Below are 21,452 nucleotides of genomic sequence, written 5' to 3'. Positions count from 1 at the left end.
AGGTCCGGACCGCACGCCGGAACGCACGGAGGACGAGGGGCCGATGACCAGCGACACCGCCAAGGGCGCACGTGAACCGCAAGGCGCCGCCCAGGAGCGCGAGGAGCGGGATGCCGAGGCGGTCTCGCGGTTCGTCGAGCGGTTCGCGTCCGAGATGACCGAGGCGGGCATGCAGCGGATGGCGTCCCGCGTCTTCGCCGCGCTGCTCGCCGACGACGACGCCTCCATGACCTCGGCCGAACTCGCCCTGGCCCTGCAGATCAGCCCCGCCGCCGTGTCGGGCGCGATCAACTACCTCACCCAGGTCAGCATGGTCGGCCGCGAACGCGAACCCGGCTCACGCCGCGACCGCTACCGCCTGCACAACGAGATCTGGTACACCACGTTCGCCAGCAGGGACCGGGTGCTCACCCGTTGGGAGCAAACCCTCAGGGAGGGTGCGCGGACGCTGGGGGAGCACACCCCGGCAGGCGCCCGGATCGCCGAGACGGCGGCGTTCTTCGAGTTCATGCAGTCGGAGCTGGGCGCGATGATGGACCGCTGGGAGGAGCACCGCAAAACCCTCGACCTGCCGGCGGCCGAAGGTACGCAGGACGACGCCTGACGGGCTCCGGTCACATGCCGAAGCGGGTGCCCAGATCCTGGAGGCCGGCCGGATCGATGTCCTCCCAGGCACCCTGCGGCCAGTAGCGGCGCCCGTCGATCCACGCGACGGCCAACGGCCGGGCACCCGCCACCAGACCAGCGGCTCTCCCGGCTGCCCGGGACCTGTCGCGGCGGGCTTCTCCGGGGCTGCCCCCCGCAGCCCGCCCGCGGTGGCCGGGAGATCGAGCGCGACCGGAGCCGCACGGCCGGGCCCGGACGCGGACATCACCGCCCCCGGGTCCGCCCCAGGTCTGCCACCCTCACCCGAACCGTCCGACACGACCATCCCAGCCCTCCGGATCGACCGGAACCAGCCCGCTCCGCCCCACGGGCGGAGGCTACCCTTCCGCAACCGGCAGCATCAGCCCCCAGCCCCCCGCCCGTACCGTCCACGTCCGGGTCCGCACCGGGCCGCCCACCTGGATGTCCGCCCGGTAGCGGAAGTCCGCCCCGGAGACCGTGACGGCCTTGGCCTCCGTGGTCACCGGGTCGCCTCCCGGCGCCTGGATCGTCACCTCGGCGATGCCGTCGTGGCCGCAGCCCGAGGTCACCGTCACCGATTCGACCGGGCGCCACAGATCGTTCAGCACGACGCCGTCCGCCTCGACGCGCAGCCGGTGCGTGGCCGGCGGGACGGCGGGAGCCGAGGGCGGGGGGCGCACCAGTGTGCGGACCAGGGAGCGGCAGGTGTCCCACACGGCGGTGACGCCCGTGCGGTCCGGCCGCGTGCCCGGCGCACTGCTGAGCGCCGGGATCCGCAGCGCGCCCAGGACCACGCCGTCGCTGTCGTCGACCAGCAGGTCCAGCCGTCGCACCGCACCGTCCAGCGCCGTGCGCGCCGCCGCCACCGCCCCCATCGGCACGCCGAGCGAGTGCGCGAGTTCCAGCGCCGCCGCGGCCCCCACAGGGACGAGCGAGACGGCGCTCGTGGCCGGTTCCCGCTCCCGGTGGAGGAGGGCCACCGCCCGCCGCAGCGCCCGGTCGTCGCCTATCACCACCGGCCTGCGGGCGCCCCTGCGGGACAGGGCCCGGGCGAACTCCGCGGGGCCGTCCGGGAGGCAGATCTTGGCGTGCGAACCGGCGCTCAGCACGTCTTTCGCGATCCGGACGGATTCGCCGTCCGTCCGTCGGGCGACCGGATCGATCACCACCAGCAGATGGGGCGCACCGTTACCGGGGGGCTGGGCAGCCGACACCTCGGTCCTTCCTCGGGTAGCATCTTGGTGCAAGAGCCCCTTGCGCTATTGCGCCAGGGGCTTCGTCTATTCCGGGGCACCCGGTTCGACGGTTCAGACCGTGCCGTACAACGTCGTACGGCATGTACGGCGTTTACGTACGCCCCCTGACCTTGGACATGCCCCGCCCGGAAGGGGTGTACGCCTGTGCCCGCACTTGTGCTGCTCGGTGCTCAGTGGGGTGACGAGGGCAAGGGAAAGGCCACCGACCTCCTCGGTGGATCCGTGGACTATGTGGTGCGCTACCAGGGCGGCAACAATGCCGGCCACACGGTGGTGGTCGGTGACCAGAAGTACGCACTTCACCTCCTCCCCTCCGGAATCCTTTCACCGGGGTGTACCCCGGTCATCGGTAACGGTGTCGTCGTCGACCCTGCGGTCCTGCTCTCCGAGCTGAGTGGGCTGAACGACCGTGGCGTGGACACGTCCAAGCTGCTGATCAGCGGTAACGCTCATTTGATCACCCCGTACAACGTCACGGTCGACAAGGTGACGGAACGGTTCCTCGGCAAGCGCAAGATCGGTACGACCGGGCGCGGTATCGGCCCGACGTACGCGGACAAGATCAACCGGGTCGGCATCCGCGTCCAGGACCTCTACGACGAGTCGATCCTGGAGCAGAAGGTCGAGGCGGCCCTGGAGCAGAAGAACCAGCTTCTGGCCAAGGTCTTCAACCGGCGCGCCATCGAGGCCGGCAAGGTCGTCGAGGACATGCTCCAGTACGCGGAGCAGATCAGGCCCTACGTCGCCGACACGACGCTGATCCTGAACAACGCCATCGACGAGGGCAAGGTCGTCCTCTTCGAGGGCGGTCAGGGCACGCTGCTCGACGTCGACCACGGCACGTACCCCTTCGTCACCTCGTCGAACCCGACCGCGGGCGGCGCCTGCACCGGTTCCGGCGTGGGCCCGACGAAGATCAGCCGGGTCATCGGCATCCTCAAGGCGTACACCACCCGCGTCGGCGCCGGTCCGTTCCCCACGGAGCTGCTCGACGAGGACGGCGAGGCGCTGCGCAGGATCGGTGGCGAGCGCGGTGTCACCACCGGCCGTGACCGCCGCTGCGGCTGGTTCGACGCCCCGATCGCGCGGTACGCGACCCGGGTCAACGGCCTGACGGACTTCTTCCTCACCAAGCTGGACGTCCTCACCGGCTGGGAGCAGATCCCGGTGTGTGTGGCGTACGAGATCGACGGCAAGCGCGTCGAGGAGCTCCCGTACAACCAGACCGACTTCCACCACGCGAAGCCCATCTACGAGATGCTGCCGGGCTGGTCCGAGGACATCACCAAGGCGAAGACCTTCGGTGACCTGCCGAAGAACGCGCAGGCGTACGTGAAGGCGCTGGAGGAGATGTCCGGCGCCCCGATCTCCGCGATCGGTGTCGGCCCCGGCCGCACCGAGACGATCGAGATCAACTCCTTCCTGTAGGCATACGTCTTGCAGGCGTACGTCCCTGTAGGCATACGGGAACGGAAGAGGGCCGGGGCGGCACCATCGCCCCGGCCCTCCGGCGTGTCCGTCCTCAGCCCTCCCCCTCCCCGCAGATCCGCAGCCCCTCCGGCGTCGCGCACGGCAGATGGCCGTGGGTGCGGATGACGTCCTGCCCGCTGCCCCGGCTGAGGTAGGCGAGGAAGCTGGAGGCCAGCGAGTCGGCCGGCGGGCTGCCGTACGTGTACGCGTACTCGATCTCCCGGTACGGATAGCTGCTCGTGCCGATCGTGTCGGCGGACGGGACCGCGCCGTCGATGGCGAGCTGGTGCGCCCCGGCGGGTTTGGTGCCGGTACGCAGTTCGCTGTACCCGATCGCTCCGTCGAGCCGGCCGACCTCGGCCAGGACCTGGTCGGTGGAGTCGAGTTCGCAGCGGATGACGGGTGCCTGCGGGTCGTCCTTCGTGGTGCAGTCGCGGGAGGACTGGGCCGGTTCGTTGCGGCCGAGGACGCGGCGCTGGAAGACCTCGCGGGTGCCGGAGTTGGCGTCCCGGCTGACGAGGAGGACGGGCAGGTCGGGGCCGCCGAGCTGCTTCCAGTTGCGGATGTCGCCCCGGTAGAGGGCGCGGACCGTGTCATGGGTGAGGTTCCTGAGCGGCACCTTGTCGTTGACGACCAGGCGGAAGAGCGAGACGGCGACGCGGTTCTCGCGCAGTTGCGGGAAACCGCCCGGCTTCGGGCCGTCGGAGAGGGCCACGAAGGCGGGCGACCCGGACTTCCCGGCCTCGGCGCCCCGCTGCGCCAGCTCCCTGATCCCGGCGGTGCTGCCGTGCGGGTCAACGGTGATGGTGGCCCCGTCACACGCCTTGCCGTACTTCTCCGCGAGTTCGTGCAGGACGGGCTCGAAGGCGGTGGAGCCGGTCACGGTCAGTTCGCCGCGGGCGCAGCCGATCGGGGGCCGGGTGTCGTTCCGTACGAGGATGATCGAGGCGAGCGTGACGACGCAGACGGTCAGGGCCACGGTGATGGACCGGGCGGCCCGGCCGAACAGCGGGGGCTTCTCGTCCGGGCGCGCCGCGGTGTTCGGCCGCACCTCGCCGTCCCGGATACCGCCGGTGACGCGAATGGGGCTGCCCACATGGGAACCGGTGAGCAGGACCAGGAGTTTGAAGTGCTCGCCCCGGTTGAGCGGGACGCGCGGCAGCCGGATCAGGGATCCGCTGCCGCGGAGTCCCTCGGACGGGGTGAAGTGGTCCATGAGGTGATCGGCGCCCGGGGAGTGGGTGACGGCGACACCCCGCACCCTGCGTTCGGTGAACTCGACGACCAGCCCGTGGAGCTGTCCGTCCGGCCCGGTGTAGTCGCCGCGGCCGACGGACTGCGAGCCGTCGTTCTCGATGCGCAGCAGGACCAGGGTGGCGTCCGCCATGTCGGGGGTCTCGTCGAAGAGGCCGAGCCGCACGTTGGCCCGCGCCTGGCCGGCGTCGCTGCCGATCGGCGTGTCCATCTGCACGCGGTAGCCGATGCGCTTGCGGCGCGGCACCCGGCGTTCGTACCAGAGCACGCCCACGGAGGCGAGGACGCCCAGCACGGCGGTGAATACCGCGACGATGTTCTCGGCGCTGAACCACTCCACGGCCCGTTCCCCCTCGGCTGCCGGACGTCTGTACGAGTGCGGGTCACCGTATGCATCCGGGGGAGCCGGCGGCGACGAGTACCCGGTCCTGTCGCCAGGTGTTCGCCCGCCGTTCGACCGAGGAGCGATTGGTCCAGACCTTGACAGGTCCAGACCAACAGCGCTTGAGTGGCGGCACCCCCCATGGCGGCGCGCCGACGAGCTCGGTGCGCCGCGCCGAAGGAGTGCTCACATGATCAAACGCTTCATGGGCCTGCTCGCCGCGCTGGCCGCGGTCGTCGCGACGGTCGTCATCCTCCCCGCCACCACCGCCTCGGCGGCCGGGTGCGTGGCCGCGTGGAACTCCTCCTCCGTCTACACGGGCGGTGGCGCCGCCTCCTACAACGGCCACAACTGGACCGCCAAGTGGTGGACCCAGAACGAGAAGCCCGGCAGTTCCGACGTCTGGGCCGACCAGGGCAGCTGCGGAGGCGGTACGGACCCGGGTGGTCCCGGCTCGTCCACCGGCTTCGTCGTCAGCGAGGCGCAGTTCAACCAGATGTTCCCGGGCCGCAGTTCCTTCTACACGTACAGCGGGCTGACCGCTGCCCTGAGCGCCTACCCGGGCTTCGCCAACACCGGCAGCGACACGGTGAAGAAGCAGGAGGCCGCGGCCTTCCTCGCCAACGTCAGCCATGAGACGGGCGGCCTGGTGTACGTGGTCGAGCAGAACACGGCCAACTACCCGCACTACTGCGACACCAGCCAGTCCTACGGCTGCCCCGCGGGCCAAGCCGCGTACTACGGCCGCGGCCCGATCCAGCTCAGCTGGAACTTCAACTACAAGGCCGCTGGTGACGCGCTCGGCATCAACTTGCTCGCCAACCCCTACCTGGTCGAGCAGGACGCGTCCGTGGCCTGGAAGACCGGCCTCTGGTACTGGAACACCCAGAACGGCCCCGGCACCATGACGGCCCACAACGCCATGGTGAACGGCGCGGGATTCGGGGAGACGATCCGCTCCATCAACGGTTCGCTGGAGTGCAACGGCGGCAACCCCGCCCAGGTCCAGAGCCGGATAGCCAAGTACCAGGCGTTCGTGCAGATCCTCGGCACCACGGCCGGTTCCAATCTCGGCTGCTGACCGCCGGACTCCCGGGTACGGGTGTGCCGGGCCGTTCGGCCCGGCACACCCGTCCCGCTAGGCGCCGTCCGCGAGGTCCAGCGCCCGGAACGCCAGCCACAGGTCGTAGCGAGCGCTCGGTGCCCGCAGGAGTGAGCGCTGGAGGACGGTCTCCAGCCGGGTCAGCCGCTTGCGCACCCCGGGCACGGAGAGGCTCAGCGCCTCGGCGGCCGGACCGAGCTGGGCCTCGTGCTCCAGCCAGGTGCGCAGGGTGGTGTACGGATCCGGGGAGCCGCCGGCCGCTCCCGGGTCGCCCAGCGGCCGCAGCTGCTGCACCGCCCACGAACGGGCCGCCGGCACGCGCAGGATCCCGTCCAGCGAGTGCGCGGGCGCCGAAGGGCCGTCGCCCGGCCGGGGCAGGGCGGGCGTGGCGCGGATGCGCAGCGCCAGGTCGAGCGCGGCCTGGTCGGCGACCGTGTGCAGGTCCTTGCCGAGCAGCTCGCCGATGAGCCGCAGCCGCGCGGCCAGAGTGTTGCGGTGGATCTTCAGGTGCTCGGTCGCGTGCGAGGAGAACGCCAGCCAGGAGGCGAGGGTCGCCGCGAGTTCCTGACTGCCCGGGTCCTGGCCGCGCCGCGGCAGATGGCCCAGCAGCGGGGCCAGCAGCGCGTCCGCCCACCGGGCACCCTCCGCGCCGGCCACCAGGGCGAGTTCGGGGGCGGAGCCGAAGCGGGCGTGGCGATCGGGCAGCCCGCGTGCGACGGCGAGGGCGTGGAACGCCTGGCGGTAGGCCGTCGCCGTGTCGGCCAGCGTCACGTCCTCGCTGATGCCGACGACGCAGCCGTCCACCACCGAGGCGACCCGGGAGCCGAGCCGCCCGTCCGCCAGGCCGGCTTCGGCGGGCACGACGAGGATCAGGTGGCGTGCGTACACCGGGCACCGCACGATCCAGGACCGGCCGCCGGAGAGGTCCGCACAGATCCGGGCCACCTCGTCCCGGTCGCGGCCCGCGCACTCGACGACGCAGACCCGGACGGGGTCCGGCAGGCAGGGCTTCAGTGCGCCCGCGACCTGGTGCGCGATCGACAGCTGGCCGGTCATCAGAAGGTGCAGCACCGCCTCCCGGCCGCGGGACTCCGCCAGATCGACGCGACGGCGCTTGCGCTCGACGGTCTCGGCCGCCCAGCACATGGCCAGCGGCAGGGTCGCGTCGGCGAGGAGCGTGGACAGCCCGGCGGGCAGCGGGCGCCGGCCGACCACGGCGAGCACCGGCGCGGGCACGTCCGGCGGCGCGTCCAGGGAGTACAACAGCGCGGTGTGCGCGCCCTTGTCGAAGGAGGAGGAGCGGGCGCCGAGCGCGGTCAGCTCCCTGGCGCACCGGGCGGCGAGGGCGGCAGCCCCGGCACCCCCGGCAGCCTCGGCACCCCCGGCAGCCTCGGATGCGAGGGCGGCCGGTCCGGCTCCTGCGCCGCCTGATGCCCGCGCGACGCCGTGCAGCACGGTGCCGTCGCCGCCGAGCAGTCCCGCCCAGCCGTCCGCCCGACCCGACAGCCAGCGCAGCAGCTCCCGCGAGCCGCCGGAGCGGGCAAGGCCGTGCATCCGCAGGACGTCGTCCGCCCGCTCGTCGGCCCGCCTCCGCGCCTGCCCGCCGCCGCTGCCGTTCGCTGCTCCCGCCGTAATTTCCCTGCTCCTGCCGAAGATTCCAAGATTGCCCGACCGCCCGCTCCTGCCAAAAAGCGGAGTGCAGCGTACCGGTTCGACTGTGCGCACTGATACCGCTGCCCGTCCACACCGTGCGAACCGAATCTGTTCCTCACCCTCCCCCGCAACCTAGAGTCCGAACGCGGTTGCGGGCCTTTCGGGGGAGAGGTACGGGGGACGACGGCATCGGCTCACGGGGGTGGCCGCTGTCGCCGCAGCCGCGCTTCTCTTGCGGCGACAGGGGCGGGCCTTCGGCTCGCCCCATTGTCAGTGGTGCCCCGTAGCGTCGGAGACCGGAGACGGCCGGCGCACGAGGAGAGGTCACCACCATGGAGTTCCGGATCGAACGCGGCGAGTTGACGGACGCCGTGGCCTGGGCAGCCCGGGTGCTCCCGACGAGGTCGCCCGTTCCCGTGCTGGGCGGTCTGCTGCTCGAGGCGGCGGACGGCGTTCTCCGCATCTCCGGCCTGGACTACGAGGCCTCCGCCCGGATCGAGGTGCCGGCCGCGACCCTGCGGCCGGGCAGGGTGCTGGTCATGGGCCGCCGACTGCTGGACGTGTGCCGGGTGCTGCCCGAGGGGGCGGTGGAGTGCGCGGTCGAGGGGTCCCGGTTCACGGTGACGGGCAGCGGTGCCGGATTCGGCCTGTCGGTGCTGCCCCTCGACGACTATCCGGCGCTGCCGCCGCTGCCTGAGGTCCTGGGCGCGGTGGACGCCGAGGAGTTCGCGGCTGCCGTCGCCGATGTGACGGTGGCGGCGGGCCGGGACGACACGCTGCCCACGCTCACCGGGATACGGCTCGGGCTCGACGGGGACCGGATGACCCTGGCCGCCACGGACCGCTACCGTTTCGCGGTCCGCAGGCTCACCTGGAAGCCCGCCGCGGCGGACGTCTCGGCGGATGTCGTCGTCTCGGCCCGCAGGCTGTCCGAGATTTCCCGTTCCTTCGGCCGCTCCGGTCCGGTCCGGCTGGCCCTCGACAGCGGCTCGGCCGGCTTCGAGCTGGACGGCATGCGCACCACCGTCCGGCTCCTGGACGGCAGACTGCCGCGCCACGACAAGCTGTTCGCGCTGTCCGACCCGGTCACGGCGGTGACCGACCTCGGGCCCCTGGTCGAGGCCGTGAAGCGGGTCTCGGTGGTGGCGGACGGCGACAGCCCGCTCCAACTCGCCTTCGCCGCAGGCTCGGTGCTGCTCCAGGCGGGATACGAGGACGACGTGGCGTCCCAGCGACTGCCTGCCGAACTGGCGGGGACCGACGAGCTGGCGGTCGCCTTCAAGCCCTCGTACCTGATGGACGCGCTGGCCTCTTTCGACACCCCCGTCGTCCGGTTCCGGCTGATGGGTCCCGGACAGCGCGCCATGGTCACCGGGCACGCGGACCGCGAGGAGGCGGCGGGGACGGCTGAGCCGGTCCACCAGCACCTGCTCATGTCGGTCAAGCCACTGGTGTAGGTGGGCCGGTGGGTGTGCGTGCGGGCGGGCGCGGGGCGGGGCCACCCGCGCCCCGTCACGTTCGGCCCGAGGCGGAAAACCGGCGTTGCTCAGCCGGACTTCGTGTACGTGAGCTTTTCGCCGGAGTCCGTGTTCACGCGGCTCAGGGTGCCGTCGGGGAGCAGGGTGAGGGTGGTGGAGCTGCCCGGGGTGCAGGACGTCATCGGTTCGCCCTCCGTCACCGTGGACGGGCCGATGCTGACCGGTTCGCCATCGGACGGTTCGGTCGCGAGGTCCGCCTGGAAGACGCAGCGGTAGGTGCCGCCGGTGTCGAGCGGTCCTTCCGCGGTGAGGGTGAGGACGGAGTCGCCCACCTCGCCCTGCCGAATGACGAGTTGACGGCTGGAGTGGCCGGAGGCGTTGTCGATGCTGCCGGACCAGGTGCCCAGATAGGCCTCCGGGACGGGGCCTTCGCCGTCCTGTTCCTCGCCGCCGTTCCGGTCATCGGTTTCGGGGGACGAGGACGGGTCCTGGGAGCTGTCCTGCGAAGGGGAGTTGGACGCGTCAGTGGTCGGGGAGGGGTCGGCCGAGCGGGTGGGGGAGGCCGTGGTGTCCGCGCCGCGGTCGTTCATGAGCGCGTAGACGGACCCGCCCGCTCCTACGGCGACGAGCACCGCGATGACCACGAGGGCGACGGTCGAGCCGACGCCGCGGCGGGCGGGGGCGGGAGCGGGCGGCTGGGTGCCGGCCGGGTGGGGCGGGCCGTACGGGGGCGTGGGCCCGAAGCCGGGCTGCTGCGGGTAGCCGTAGGCGTAGCCCTGGTGGGGGCTCGGCTGCTGCGGAATGCCGTATCCCTGGCCGGGGTACGGCTGGGCGGGCAGTTGTTGGGGGTAGCCGTACGTGGGGGAGGGCGGCCCGGGCGGCGGGGGTTGGACCGGCGAGGTGGGGGGTGTGGGGAGAACGAGGGGTGCCGGGGGCGTGGGGGGTTCCACCCTGGTGGAGAGTCCGTCGGCGTTGCCGGCTGCGGGGGGCGCCGGGGGCGCGACTTCGGTGGGCGCCGCTGCCGCTGCCGCTGCCGGTTCCGGGGCCGCTGTCGGTTCCGGGGCCGCGTCCTGCGGGGGCGCGGGCGTCGGGACCGTACCGCTTGGCACCGCGTCGACTGGCACCCCGTCGCTCGGGACAGCGTCTTCGGGTGCGGGTGCGGGTGCGGGTGCGGGCCCCTCCGGAGCCGCGCCCACCGCACTCTCCGGCACCCCGTCCATCGGGTCCTCCGAGTCCAGCAGCCCCACGGCGTGGCGGCCGAGTTGGGCGAGGAGCGCGCCCGGCAGCCAGGGTTCCGCGGTGTCGCCCTCGTCCAGCCGCTCCAGGATCTCGTCCGTGGACGGACGCGTGCCGGGGTCCTTGCGCAGGCAGTCCTGGATCAGTTCCACGAGATCGACCGGCACCCCGGTCAGGTCCGGGTCCTCCCGCGCGATCCGGAACAGCAGCGCGGGCACCCCGCTGGCCGCCGCGCCGAACGGCAGCCGCCCGGTCGAGGCGTAGGCCAGCACCGCCCCCAGGCAGAACACGTCGCACGCCGTGGTCACGCGCTCGCCGCGCACCTGCTCGGGCGACATGAAGCCGGGCGAGCCGACCAGGGCGCCGGTGCGGGTGAGACCGCCGTCGGCGACGGTGTCGAGCGCCCGGGCAATGCCGAAGTCGATGACGCGCGGGCCGTCGATCGTCAGCATGATGTTGGACGGCTTGAGGTCGCGGTGGATGAGCCCGGCGGCGTGGATGGCCTGGAGTGCGTGGGCGAGACCGGTACCCAGGATGTGGACGGAACGGTCGGGCAGAGGGCCGTACGCCCCCGGGGCCGGGCCGGCCGAGGTGTTCGCGCGGCCGGAGACGGTGGCGTGGAGCGAAGGGCCCGCGACATAGCCGGTGGCGACCCACGGCACGGCGGCCTCGGTGTCGGCGTCCAGCACGGGCGCGGTCCACGTCGACCCCACCCGGCGGGCGGCCCGCACCTCCTGCCGGAACCGGTCGCGGAACTCCTGCTGTTCGGCGAGTTCCGCGCGGACCAGCTTGAGTGCGACCACGCGTCCCCGGTCCGAGCGGGCCAGGTACACCTGTCCCATGCCGCCCGCGCCGAGCCGGCCCAGCAGTCGGTAGGCGCCGATGCGTTGCGGATCGGCGGACCCGAGCTTTTCCATGGTGTGCAGTCCTCCCCCGTACGGCGCCACGCCGGACGGGGACGAGAATAGCCGCGCGGGTCGCCCCGGCGGAGGGCCGGTGGGCGGGGCGACGGCCGGGAGCTGATCAAACGCGGATGCGGTCCATGCCCTCAACCACCGGAGCGGCCGGGGGAGTCGGCCCGGACGGCGGGCCCCGGCAACCCCACGGCCTCCAGGGCCCGGGACAGCCGCTCCAGCACCCGTACCGTCTCCGCGAAGCCCTCGTCCCCCAGCTCCCGCGCCAGGCGCTCCGCGAACTCCGCGTGCCCCGGGTTGATCCGGGACATCGCGGCGCGGCCCTCCGCCGTGGGGCGGAGCAGCTTGGCGCGGCGGTGGGCCGGGTTGGGCAGGTACTCCGCGAGGCCCTTGCCCACCAGCAGATCGGCGATGCGCTGCACGGCCTGCCGGGTGATGCCCATCGAGCGGGCGATTCCGGAGACCGGCAGGGGCTCGGTGATCACCGCGCCGAGCACCTGCCACCACGCGGCGGTCAGTCCGGCCGGAGCGGCCAGCTTCTCGGCCACGGAGAGGAACCGGCCGTTGAGGTGGAAGACGCCGAGGGCGGTCCGGCTCAGCCGGTCCTGGTCCGCGTGGCTCATCCCTGCAGCACCTCGTACGCGCTCGCGTCCGAATCGTGGAACAGCCGGTACCAGGCGTCGAGCTTCTTCTCGTCGTACACCCCGAGACGGGCGAAGATCTCGCGGGCGAACGCGACCGGTTCGGTCGGTCCGGCGGTGATCAGGGCCCCATCGGTGACGGCGTCGGCGTCGATGTAGTGCGGGCCGCCCGCGTAACCGGTGGCCGCGAGGTAGAAGGAGACCGCGCTCGTGTGCGCCCGCTCGTCGAGCAGCCCCTCGCGTGCCAGTCCCGCCGTCGCCCCGCAGATCGCGGCGACCGGCACGCCCGCGTCAAGGAAGGTGCGCGCGGTGCGGGCGAAGGGGGCCAGCGCGTCGCCGGAGTCCCACAGCGCGGCGCCCGGCAGGATCAGCAGTGCGCTGTCGTCGGGGCGCAGCCCGGCGAGAGCGAGATCCGGACGGACGGTCAGCCCGCCCATGCTGGTGACGGGGGCCGCGGTGGGGCCGACCGTCCGGACGGTGAAGCCGTTCTGGGCGAGGTGGGCGGTCGTGTGCCCGGTCTCCCAGTCGGCGAAGGTGTCGTACACGGCGAGGTGTGCGGTCCTGCTGGTCATGACGGCCTCCTCGGCGGGAAGAAGATATATGACAACATGCTGTCGCTAAGACAGCATGTTGTCAATCCTTCCAGTGCGCCGCCGACCCGACACCCTGCCGAACCGTGCGGCCCATGGCGTACAAGATGGCCATACCGCCCGCCGTCCGCCGCCGCCTACGCTCGTCGCATGACCCCTCATCCCCCTGTCGACTCCGCTGCCGGTGCGGCCGTCAAGGCCGCCGACCGCGCGCACGTGTTCCACTCCTGGTCCGCCCAGGGCCTGATCGACCCGCTCGCCGTCGCAGGCGCCGAGGGGTCGTACTTCTGGGACTACGACGGCAACCGCTACCTGGACTTCACCAGCGGTCTCGTCTACACCAACATCGGCTATCAGCACCCCACCGTCGTCGCCGCGATCCAGGAGCAGGCGGGGAAGATGACGACCTTCGCGCCCGCCTTCGCGATCGAGGCGCGCTCGGAGGCCGCACGCCTCATCGCCGAACGCACCCCCGGTGACCTCGACAAGATCTTCTTCACCAACGGCGGCGCCGAGGCCGTCGAGAACGCCGTCCGGATGGCCCGGCTGCACACCGGCCGTACGAAGGTGCTTTCCGCCTACCGCTCGTACCACGGCGCCACCTCCACCGCGATCAACCTGACCGGCGACCCGCGCCGCTGGGCGTCCGACAACGGTTCAGCGGGTGTCGTACGGTTCTGGGCCCCGTTCCTCTACCGCTCGCCGTTCTACGCGCAGACCGAGACCGAGGAGTGCGCCCGCGCGCTCCAGCACCTGGAGGACACCCTCGCGTACGAGGGTCCGTCGACCATCGCCGCGATCATCCTGGAGACCATCCCGGGCACGGCCGGCATCATGACGCCGCCGCCCGGCTATCTCGCCGGGGTCCGGGAGATCTGTGACCGGTACGGCATCGTCTTCGTCCTCGACGAGGTCATGGCCGGCTTCGGGCGCACCGGCAAGTGGTTCGCCGCCGACCATTTCGACGTCACGCCCGACCTGATGACCTTCGCCAAGGGCGTCAACTCCGGGTACGTCCCGCTCGGCGGTGTCGCCATCTCCGCCGAGATCGCGGCCACCTTCGAGACCCGCCCCTACCCGGGCGGACTCACCTACTCCGGCCACCCGCTGGCCTGCGCCGCCGCCGTCGCCACCATCCATGTGATGGAGGACGAGAAGGTCATCGAGAACGCCGCCCACATCGGCGAGAACGTCCTCGGCCCGGGTCTGCGCGCACTCGCCGAGAACCACCCGTCGGTCGGCGAGGTCCGCGGCCTCGGCGCGTTCTGGGCGCTGGAGCTGGTCCGCAACAAGGAGACCCGCGAGCCGCTGGTCCCGTACAACGCGACGGGCGAGGCCAACGCGCCGATGGCCGCCTTCGGCGCCGCCGCCAAGAAAAACGGCCTGTGGCCCTTCATCAACATGAACCGCACACATGCCGTTCCTGCCTGCAACGTCACCGAGTCCGAGGCCAAGGAGGGCCTGGCCGCTCTGGACGCCGCGCTGTCCGTGGCCGACGAGCACACCGCGTAACGCTGCGGCGCCCCTCCCCACGGTCGGTCTAAGGTGACCCGAGGCCGAAACAGGGAGGGGCGCCATGCGCGCGAGCGGAGCTGTCACCCGCAGTACGCTGCGGCAGCAGATCGCGGACGCGCTGCGTGACGAGGTGCTCGCCGGGCGTTTGCAGCCGGGTCGGGAGTTCACGGTCAAGCAGATCGCCGAGCAGTACGGGGTCTCCGCGACGCCCGTCCGCGAGGCGCTCTTCGACCTCTCCGCGCAGGGGCTGCTCGAATCCGACCAGCACCGCGGATTCCGCGTCTACGAGTTCACCGTCGCGGACTACCGGGCGATGGTGGAGGCCCGCTCCCTGGTCATGGACGGGGTCATCCGGGAGGTCTTCACGGGGCCGCCCCCCGCGCAGGCCCCCCACCAGGCCGCGCTCGTCTCCGTACGCCGCCGGGCCGAGGAGGCCTCCCGGGCGGCGCGCGGCGGCGACCTGGACATCCTCATCGGCTACGACCTGCGCTTCTGGCGCGAGCTGGGCGCACTCGTCGGCAACAGCTACATCACGGACTTCCTCCACCGGCTGCGCGTCCAGGCCTGGGTCTTCGCCGTGCCGTATCTGCGCGGCGACGCCGACGTACGGGAGTGGCTGTGGAACGGGCACCCCGAACTCGTCGCCGCGATCACCCACCGCGACCGCGCGGCCCTGCTGAGCGCCGTCGAGGACTACAACAGCCATGCGCTGAGCTGGGCGGCCCGGCTCGAGGCCGGAGACCCGGCCCCTCCGGGACAGGCGCCCGGGCCGGACCGGCCGGACCTCCCCGCGGACCCGGCCCGCCCGAAGCCCTGAGCGCCCGGACCGGTGGACGTCCCCAGGCGCCGGCACGTCCCGGGCCACTGTCCGCGACGTCCCGGCCGCATTACGCTGTCCCGACCATCGCACCACCGCACGCATCCCATCCCCGCATGAGAGCGAGACTTCGTGGCCTGTGACCTGTGGCTGGTCCCCCTCGTCGATGTGCTGTGCCACAGCCCCGACAACCCCTTCGCCGAAGAGATAGCCGTCTACGACAGAGCGCTCGGCGAGGCAGGGCTGCCGCCCGTGCCCGTCTACGCCTACATGCCCGGGCTGACCGGTGACGTGGCGCCGGTCGCCGGCTTCGACTACGACGCGCTGCACTTCCTGCGCCGCGCCTATCTCCTGTGTCTCAGCGGCCTGGCCGTCACCCCGGTCGACGAACTGGGCGGGGACTACGAGCAGTTGCTGGAGATGTTCGAGCCGACCGCCCAGCAGTCCCACCTGGTGTGGCACTACGACCACGCGGGCGCGTACGTCCCCGTGGACTTCGCGGCGCCGTTGTCCACCGACGCCCTGCTGGAGGGCGGCGGTCCGCTCGGCTCGTCGCACGGCCTGCTGCGGGAGCTGCAGTTCGTCGCCCCGTCCATCGGCATCGACCCGGCCAACCCGCCGCCCGCCCCGCTGCCGCCCGCCGCGCCCACCTCGCTGGAGGAACCGGCGGGGCCGATCCCGTACGACGACAACCCGTTCGCCCGGGAACGGCACGTCTGGCTCGGCCTGCACGCGGCGGTCACCCGCAGCCTCGCCCAGGGCTCGATGATCATCTTCAGCTGAGAGGCCGACTGAGAGGCCGACGGCGTGCGTCGGACCCGCCGCTCCCCGCGGTGCTCACCGGTGACCGGAGGACCGGAGGCCGGTCACCGCGGGGACTCCGGCGGCCGCTGCCGCGGCATGTTCGGCCGGCCCATCGACTGCAGCGGGAACCTGCCGGGCAGGGCCCCCTGCTCCGCGCGCCCGCCGCCCGCGCCGCCGGAGACCAGGGCCTGCATCCCCATCGGTGCGGGACCGGCCCGGAACTCCACCATCCAGTCCGCCGTCTCCGACCGTACGAGCTCCGTGATGTCCTCCGAGAAGCGCCGCAGCACCCCCAGACACCGCTCGGCCGCCTCGCTCGCCGTCCCCTCGGCCGGGCCGAGCACCTCGCGCACGCACTCCGACGCCCAGTCGAACTGGAGCACCTGGAGGCGCCGCTGCACGGCCTGCGCCGTGGCCAGATTCCTTATCCACCCCGAGGTCAGCCCGAAATACCGGTCGCACGCCATGCACGCTGCGCCCAGCAGCAACGACAGATATCCCCAGCCCGCAGCGCCGTGCAGCGCGCCCGTCAGGTCCAGCAGCGGCAGCGCGGCGCCCGCGACCGCCCCGGCAGCGGTGCCCATCCGCAGCGCCCTGGCACCGCGCCGCTTCCACACCCGGTCGCCCAGATACCAGTCGGCGGTGCGCAGCGCGTCCGCCTCGACCCACCGGTACAGCTCGTCGAGCCGTTGGGCGGGCTCGCCCCAGTCGCCGAGCGGGAAGGGGGTCCCGGTCAGGTCCCTGCCCTGCGCCTCACGGCTCCGGGCGCCGGAGCCCCCACCCGAGGAGACGGCCGGACCGGGCACACCGGATTCGTTGCGGGGCGGCCCCTCGGGCTGCATCTCCGGCTGACTCACCGGGGCACTCCTCTGCATGCTGCATAGCGACGCGTGGTGTCGACCGCGTACTCGACGATGGGCGGATCTCTGCTCTCGGTGCACTCGCTGCTCACCGGCCCTCGGTGCGACCCGCAGTCCCCCGTACGTAACCTTGCGTGACGGGTGATGCGTGCGCGTGTACCGGGACGCCCCCCTTTCCTACCGCCGAATGGTGGGCCATGGGGTCGAAATCGCGGTATTTCTGGGTGCACAGGGCCTCTGGTCAGGTATAGGAGCCCTGGCACGGTTCGCCAGAACTCACTCGAAAGGGTTGCTCGCCAGTGGGTGGGGCGCGTCGCCCGGGGAGCACGTAGGCTCGGCTTACCGAAACATTTGTCGTCGAAATGCCTGGAGTGACCGTGATTCCCGGTGGTGGTCAGCCCAACATGCAGCAGCTGCTGCAGCAGGCCCAGAAGATGCAGCAGGACCTCGCGGAGGCTCAGGAGGAGCTCGCCAGGACCGAGGTGGACGGCCAGGCGGGCGGCGGCCTGGTGAAGGCGACGGTCACCGGCTCCGGCGAACTGCGCGGCCTGGTGATCGATCCGAAGGCGGTGGACCCGGAGGACACCGAGACGCTCGCGGACCTCGTCGTGGCGGCGGTCCAGGCGGCGAACGAGAACGCCCAGCAGCTCCAGCAGCAGAAGCTGGGCCCGCTGACCCAGGGCCTGGGCGGCATGCCCGGCCTCCCCTTCTGATCCCGCACATATCCAATACCGTGCGTACCCCCTACGGTACGTACCACGACGCAGCCGACCCGGCTCGAAAGGCGTTCCGTTGTACGAAGGCGTGGTTCAGGAACTCATCGACGAGTTGGGCAGGCTGCCCGGCGTCGGTCCCAAGAGCGCGCAGCGGATCGCCTTCCACATCCTGCAGGCCGAGCCCACGGACGTGCGCCGTCTCGCCCATGCCCTGCTGGAGGTCAAGGACAAGGTCCGCTTCTGCACCGTCTGCGGCAACGTGGCCCAGCAGGAGGAGTGCGGGATCTGCCGCGACCCGCGCCGCGACCGGACGGTCATCTGCGTGGTCGAGGAGCCGAAGGACGTCGTGGCGGTCGAGCGGACCCGTGAGTTCCGGGGCCGTTACCACGTCCTGGGCGGTGCGATCAGCCCGATCGAGGGCGTCGGCCCGGACGATCTGCGCATCCGCGAACTGCTGGCCCGTCTCGCCGACGGTTCCATCACCGAACTGATCCTGGCGACCGACCCCAACCTGGAGGGCGAGGCCACCGCGACGTACCTGGCGCGGATGGTCAAGCCGATGGGCCTGCGCGTCACCCGGCTGGCCAGCGGCCTGCCGGTGGGCGGCGACCTGGAGTACGCGGACGAGGTCACTCTCGGCCGCGCCTTCGAGGGGAGGCGGCTGCTCGATGTCTGACCGGCTTCCGGCCGCCGAGCGGCGGTCTCACGACGGCTTTACGTTCAGCGCCGCTATGTTCTACACACCGTCTCCGACCGCGCCCACGGGAGGTCACCTCGATGTCTGACGCCACGCTGAACACTGTCACTCAGGACCCGGACGACTTCGCGGTCCAGATCGCCGACCAGATCAAGACGTTCGTCGTCGCGGTCACCGAGGTGTCCCACGTCGAGGAGCCCGAGGAGGCCGTTCCGGTCCTGCTCCTCCAGGTCTCCCAGCTTCTGCTGGCCGGCGGCCGGCTGGGCGCGTACGAGGACATCCTTCCCGACGAGCGCTACGAGCCGGACCTGGGCGCCGAGCCGGACGCGGACGGCCTGCGCGAGCGCTTCGCGGCCCTGCTGGAGCCGATCGACGTCTACTCCGAGGTGTTCGACCCGTACGAGCCCCGCAAGGCCCCGGTCCCCGCCCGCATCTCCGACGATCTGGCCGACCTGGTCACGGACCTGCGCCACGGCCTCGCCCACTACGAGGAGGACCGCACCACGGAGGCGATGTGGTGGTGGCAGTTCTCCTACTTCTCCAACTGGGGCGCCACCGCCTCCGCCACCCTGCGCGCGCTCCAGTCCCTGATCGCCCACATCCGCCTGAACCAGCCCCTGCAGGAACTCGACGGCCTGGACACCGACCAGGAAGCGGCCGACGACGACCTCGCCGAGGAGGCGGGCCGCGTCATGCTCGAGGAGATCGCGGGCCCGCTGGGGCTGCGGCCGGTCAAGTAGCGGACCGGCCGGCACCGGGCGCGGGCGCTCACCGGCTCCGGACTTCGGAGCCCGGCCGGGTGTGGACTGGGCCACATCAGGGAGTGAGCCGGAGATCGGCGGGCAGCAGCCTCGTACGAGCAGACCGGAGCGACACGCCGACGATCACTTGGTGAGCGGGACATCTCAACAGGTGATATCAGCGGGGCGTTTCCGGCCTGCTCGTTAAACTGAGCCGACCGCGATAAATGGATTGAGCGAGGAGCGCACGTGGGCCTTGTCGTGCAGAAGTACGGAGGCTCCTCCGTAGCCGATGCCGAAGGCATCAAGCGGGTCGCCAAGCGAGTCGTCGACGCCAAGAAGAACGGCAACCAGGTGGTTGTCGTGGTGTCAGCGATGGGCGACACGACGGACGAGTTGATCGATCTCGCCGAGCAGGTATCTCCGATGCCGGCCGGGCGTGAGTTCGACATGCTGCTGACCGCCGGAGAGCGGATCTCCATGGCCCTGCTGGCGATGGCGATCAAAAACCTGGGCCACGAGGCCCAGTCGTTCACGGGCAGTCAGGCCGGTGTCATCACCGACTCGGTCCACAACAAAGCGCGCATCATCGATGTCACGCCGGGCCGCATCCGGACCTCGATCGACGAGGGCAACATCGCCATCGTCGCCGGGTTCCAGGGCGTCAGCCAGGAGGGCAAGAACATTACGACCCTCGGCCGCGGCGGGTCCGACACCACCGCGGTGGCGCTCGCGGCGGCGCTGGACGCCGAGGTCTGTGAGATCTACACCGATGTGGACGGTGTCTTCACCGCCGACCCGCGGGTCGTCAAGAAGGCCCAGAAGATCGACTGGATCTCCTTCGAGGACATGCTGGAACTGGCCGCGTCCGGTTCCAAGGTGCTGCTGCACCGCTGTGTGGAGTACGCACGCCGCTACAACATCCCGATCCACGTCCGCTCGTCCTTCTCGGGGCTGCGCGGGACCTGGGTCAGCAACGAGCCGCAAGGGGACCAGCAGGTGGAGCACGCCATCATCTCCGGAGTCGCCCACGACGTCTCCGAGGCCAAGGTCACGGTCGTCGGCGTGCCCGACAAGCCGGGCGAGGCAGCAGCGATCTTCCGCGCCATCGCGGACGCCGAGATCAACATGGACATGGTCGTGCAGAACGTGTCCGCCGCGGCCACCGGTCTGACCGACATCACCTTCACGCTCCCCAAGGCGGAGGGCCGCAAGGCCATCGACGCCCTGGAGCGCAACCGGGCCGGCATCGGCTTCGAGTCGCTGCGCTACGACGACCAGATCGCGAAGATCTCCCTGGTCGGCGCGGGCATGAAGACCAACCCGGGCGTCACCGCGGGCTTCTTCGAGGCGCTCTCCGACGTCGGCGTGAACATCGAGCTGATCTCGACGTCCGAGATCCGCATCTCGGTGGTCACCCGCGCCGACGACGTCAACGAGGCCGTACGCGCCGTGCACACCGCCTTCGGTCTCGACAGCGACTCCGACGAGGCAGTCGTGTACGGGGGCACCGGCCGATGACCGCACGCCGCCCTTCGCTCGCGGTCGTCGGCGCGACCGGGGCGATCGGCGGCGTCATGCTCCAGATCCTCTCGCAGCACGCGGATGTCTGGGGCGAGGTGAAACTCATCGCCTCACCGCGCGTCGTCGGCCGCAAGCTGGTCGTGCGCGGTGAGGAGGCCGAGGTCCTGGCGCTCACCGAGGACGTCTTCGACGACGTCGACGTGGCACTCTTCCTGGTGCCCGACGAGGTGTCCGCACGCTGGGCGCCGCTCGCCGCGTCCAAGGGCGCCGTCGTCATCGACGACTCCGCCGCCTTCCGGATGGCGGGCGACGTCCCGCTGGTCGTGCCCGAGATCAACCCCCATGCCGTACGGATCAGGCCGCGGGGCATCGTCGCGAGCCCGAACTGCACGACGCTGTCGCTGATCGTCGCGGTCGGCGCCCTGCACGCCGAATTCGGGCTGCGGGAGCTCGTCGTCTCCTCCTACCAGGCGGTGAGCGGAGCCGGGCGCGACGGCGTCGCCGTACTGCGCGAGCAGCTCTCGCTGGTGGCCGGCACCGAACTCGGCACGAAGCCGGGCGACGTACGCCGGGTCGTGGGCGATACGGACGGCGGCCCGTTCGCCGCGCCCATCGCGCTCAACGTCGTGCCGTGGGCCGGTACCGACGCGGGCGACGGCTGGTCGTCCGAAGAGCTGGCGATCCGCGGCGAGTGCCGCAAGATCCTCGATCTGCCTTCCCTGAGGGTCTCGGTGACCTGCGTGTACGTGCCCGTGATCGGCACGCACTCGATGTCCGTGCACGCCCGGTTCGAGAACGAGGTCGCGGTCGACCGGGCCCACGAGATCCTGGCCACCGCGCCGGGGGTGGTGCTCTACGACAACCCCGGTGCGGGCGATTTCCCCACCCCGTCCGATGTGGTGGGCACCGATCCGACCTGGGTCGGCCGGGTACGCCGCTCACTGGACGACCCCCAGGCCCTGGAGCTCTTCGTATGCGGCGACAACCTCCGTAAGGGGGCGGCGCTGAACGTGGCGCAGATCGCCGAAGCGGTGGCTGCCGAATTTCCCCGGTCCTGATCGAACCTGTTTTGTACGCTCTGTGGATGCCCTGTGAGCAAGTTGCTGGTCTGAACCTCTTGAGCTGCGGTATCGCGGTGGCCGACGATGACCTTTCGGCCCGTCGCAACCGCCGGCC

Annotated in this window: 19 protein-coding genes; 12 read left to right on the top strand and 7 right to left on the bottom strand. The window is 71.6% G+C overall.

Translation table 11 applies throughout. The annotated features are described in order from the left end of the window. Positions 1-43 precede the first annotated feature (43 nt). Positions 44-604, top strand: coding sequence for a GbsR/MarR family transcriptional regulator (locus ABTX18_RS12395; protein ID WP_352122678.1), 561 nt, complete (start codon positions 44-46; stop codon positions 602-604). Positions 605-983: 379 nt separating this feature from the next. On the opposite strand, the gene ABTX18_RS12390 is transcribed toward ABTX18_RS12395, so the two are convergent. Further along, positions 984-1,841: a diacylglycerol kinase family protein gene (locus ABTX18_RS12390; protein WP_352122677.1), complete on the bottom strand. Its 858-nt coding sequence runs from the start codon at positions 1,839-1,841 to the stop codon at positions 984-986. Between the two features lie 186 nt (positions 1,842-2,027). Here ABTX18_RS12390 and ABTX18_RS12385 point away from each other — a divergent pair, with 186 nt between their 5' ends. Further along, complete coding sequence (locus ABTX18_RS12385; protein ID WP_352122676.1) at positions 2,028-3,311, top strand: adenylosuccinate synthase; 1,284 nt, start codon at positions 2,028-2,030, stop codon at positions 3,309-3,311. A gap of 94 nt (positions 3,312-3,405) precedes the next feature. Here the strand turns inward: ABTX18_RS12385 and ABTX18_RS12380 are convergent, their stop codons facing one another. After that, on the bottom strand, positions 3,406-4,947 hold the full coding sequence (locus tag ABTX18_RS12380) for a substrate-binding domain-containing protein (RefSeq protein ID WP_352122675.1): 1,542 nt from the start codon (positions 4,945-4,947) through the stop codon (positions 3,406-3,408). Positions 4,948-5,179: 232 nt separating this feature from the next. On the opposite strand from ABTX18_RS12380, the gene ABTX18_RS12375 reads away from it, so the two are divergent. Next, positions 5,180-6,070 (top strand): glycoside hydrolase family 19 protein, encoded by an 891-nt coding sequence (locus ABTX18_RS12375; RefSeq protein ID WP_352122674.1) that lies wholly within the window; start codon positions 5,180-5,182, stop codon positions 6,068-6,070. 57 nt (positions 6,071-6,127) lie between these two features. On the opposite strand, the gene ABTX18_RS12370 is transcribed toward ABTX18_RS12375, so the two are convergent. Continuing rightward, on the bottom strand, positions 6,128-7,645 hold the full coding sequence (locus tag ABTX18_RS12370) for a helix-turn-helix domain-containing protein (RefSeq protein ID WP_352122673.1): 1,518 nt from the start codon (positions 7,643-7,645) through the stop codon (positions 6,128-6,130). A 431-nt stretch (positions 7,646-8,076) separates the two neighbouring features. Here ABTX18_RS12370 and dnaN point away from each other — a divergent pair, with 431 nt between their 5' ends. Next, on the top strand, positions 8,077-9,201 hold the full coding sequence (gene dnaN, locus ABTX18_RS12365) for a DNA polymerase III subunit beta (protein ID WP_352122672.1): 1,125 nt from the start codon (positions 8,077-8,079) through the stop codon (positions 9,199-9,201). An 89-nt stretch (positions 9,202-9,290) separates the two neighbouring features. Here the strand turns inward: dnaN and ABTX18_RS12360 are convergent, their stop codons facing one another. From ABTX18_RS12360 to ABTX18_RS12350, 3 genes are all read right to left on the bottom strand, one after another. Next, positions 9,291-11,375 (bottom strand): serine/threonine-protein kinase, encoded by a 2,085-nt coding sequence (locus ABTX18_RS12360; protein WP_352122671.1) that lies wholly within the window; start codon positions 11,373-11,375, stop codon positions 9,291-9,293. Positions 11,376-11,506: 131 nt separating this feature from the next. After that, positions 11,507-11,995 carry a MarR family winged helix-turn-helix transcriptional regulator gene (locus ABTX18_RS12355; protein ID WP_352122670.1) on the bottom strand — a complete coding sequence of 163 codons (489 nt, stop codon included), beginning with the start codon at positions 11,993-11,995 and terminating at the stop codon, positions 11,507-11,509. Then, the gene (locus ABTX18_RS12350; protein WP_352122669.1) at positions 11,992-12,585 is read right to left on the bottom strand and encodes a DJ-1/PfpI family protein; all 594 of its coding nucleotides are present in this window, start codon (positions 12,583-12,585) and stop codon (positions 11,992-11,994) included. Before ABTX18_RS12350 ends, ABTX18_RS12355 begins: the two co-directional genes overlap by 4 nt. A gap of 168 nt (positions 12,586-12,753) precedes the next feature. On the opposite strand from ABTX18_RS12350, the gene ABTX18_RS12345 reads away from it, so the two are divergent. The 3 genes from ABTX18_RS12345 to ABTX18_RS12335 all read left to right on the top strand — a co-directional run bounded on the left by ABTX18_RS12345 (position 12,754) and on the right by ABTX18_RS12335 (position 15,718). Beyond that, positions 12,754-14,115 (top strand): aspartate aminotransferase family protein, encoded by a 1,362-nt coding sequence (locus ABTX18_RS12345; RefSeq protein WP_352122668.1) that lies wholly within the window; start codon positions 12,754-12,756, stop codon positions 14,113-14,115. Between the two features lie 64 nt (positions 14,116-14,179). Further along, positions 14,180-14,935, top strand: a complete 756-nt coding sequence (locus tag ABTX18_RS12340) for a GntR family transcriptional regulator (protein ID WP_352122667.1) — start codon at positions 14,180-14,182, stop codon at positions 14,933-14,935. Positions 14,936-15,067: 132 nt separating this feature from the next. Beyond that, positions 15,068-15,718 (top strand): putative DNA-mimic protein, encoded by a 651-nt coding sequence (locus ABTX18_RS12335; RefSeq protein WP_352122666.1) that lies wholly within the window; start codon positions 15,068-15,070, stop codon positions 15,716-15,718. An 83-nt stretch (positions 15,719-15,801) separates the two neighbouring features. Here the strand turns inward: ABTX18_RS12335 and ABTX18_RS12330 are convergent, their stop codons facing one another. Next, the gene (locus tag ABTX18_RS12330) at positions 15,802-16,596 is read right to left on the bottom strand and encodes an SLATT domain-containing protein (RefSeq protein ID WP_352122665.1); all 795 of its coding nucleotides are present in this window, start codon (positions 16,594-16,596) and stop codon (positions 15,802-15,804) included. A gap of 380 nt (positions 16,597-16,976) precedes the next feature. On the opposite strand from ABTX18_RS12330, the gene ABTX18_RS12325 reads away from it, so the two are divergent. From ABTX18_RS12325 to ABTX18_RS12305, 5 genes are all read left to right on the top strand, one after another. Then, positions 16,977-17,312, top strand: coding sequence for a YbaB/EbfC family nucleoid-associated protein (locus tag ABTX18_RS12325; protein WP_352123083.1), 336 nt, complete (start codon positions 16,977-16,979; stop codon positions 17,310-17,312). 79 nt (positions 17,313-17,391) lie between these two features. Beyond that, a complete protein-coding gene (gene recR / locus ABTX18_RS12320; RefSeq protein ID WP_352122664.1) occupies positions 17,392-17,991 on the top strand; it encodes a recombination mediator RecR in 600 nt (199 codons plus the stop codon). Positions 17,992-18,092: 101 nt separating this feature from the next. Then, positions 18,093-18,752, top strand: a complete 660-nt coding sequence (locus ABTX18_RS12315; protein ID WP_352122663.1) for a DUF5063 domain-containing protein — start codon at positions 18,093-18,095, stop codon at positions 18,750-18,752. Positions 18,753-19,001: 249 nt separating this feature from the next. Next, positions 19,002-20,273, top strand: coding sequence for an aspartate kinase (locus ABTX18_RS12310; RefSeq protein ID WP_352122662.1), 1,272 nt, complete (start codon positions 19,002-19,004; stop codon positions 20,271-20,273). Continuing rightward, entirely contained in the window at positions 20,270-21,334 is a 1,065-nt protein-coding gene (locus ABTX18_RS12305) for an aspartate-semialdehyde dehydrogenase (protein WP_352122661.1), read from the top strand. Before ABTX18_RS12310 ends, ABTX18_RS12305 begins: the two co-directional genes overlap by 4 nt. Positions 21,335-21,452 lie beyond the last annotated feature (118 nt).

The organism is Streptomyces sp. NPDC096323, from assembly GCF_040302845.1.
Taxonomy (GTDB): domain Bacteria; phylum Actinomycetota; class Actinomycetes; order Streptomycetales; family Streptomycetaceae; genus Streptomyces.
The sequence above is the reverse complement of the archived record's forward strand: the minus strand, read 5'-3'. Positions and strand labels throughout refer to the sequence as shown.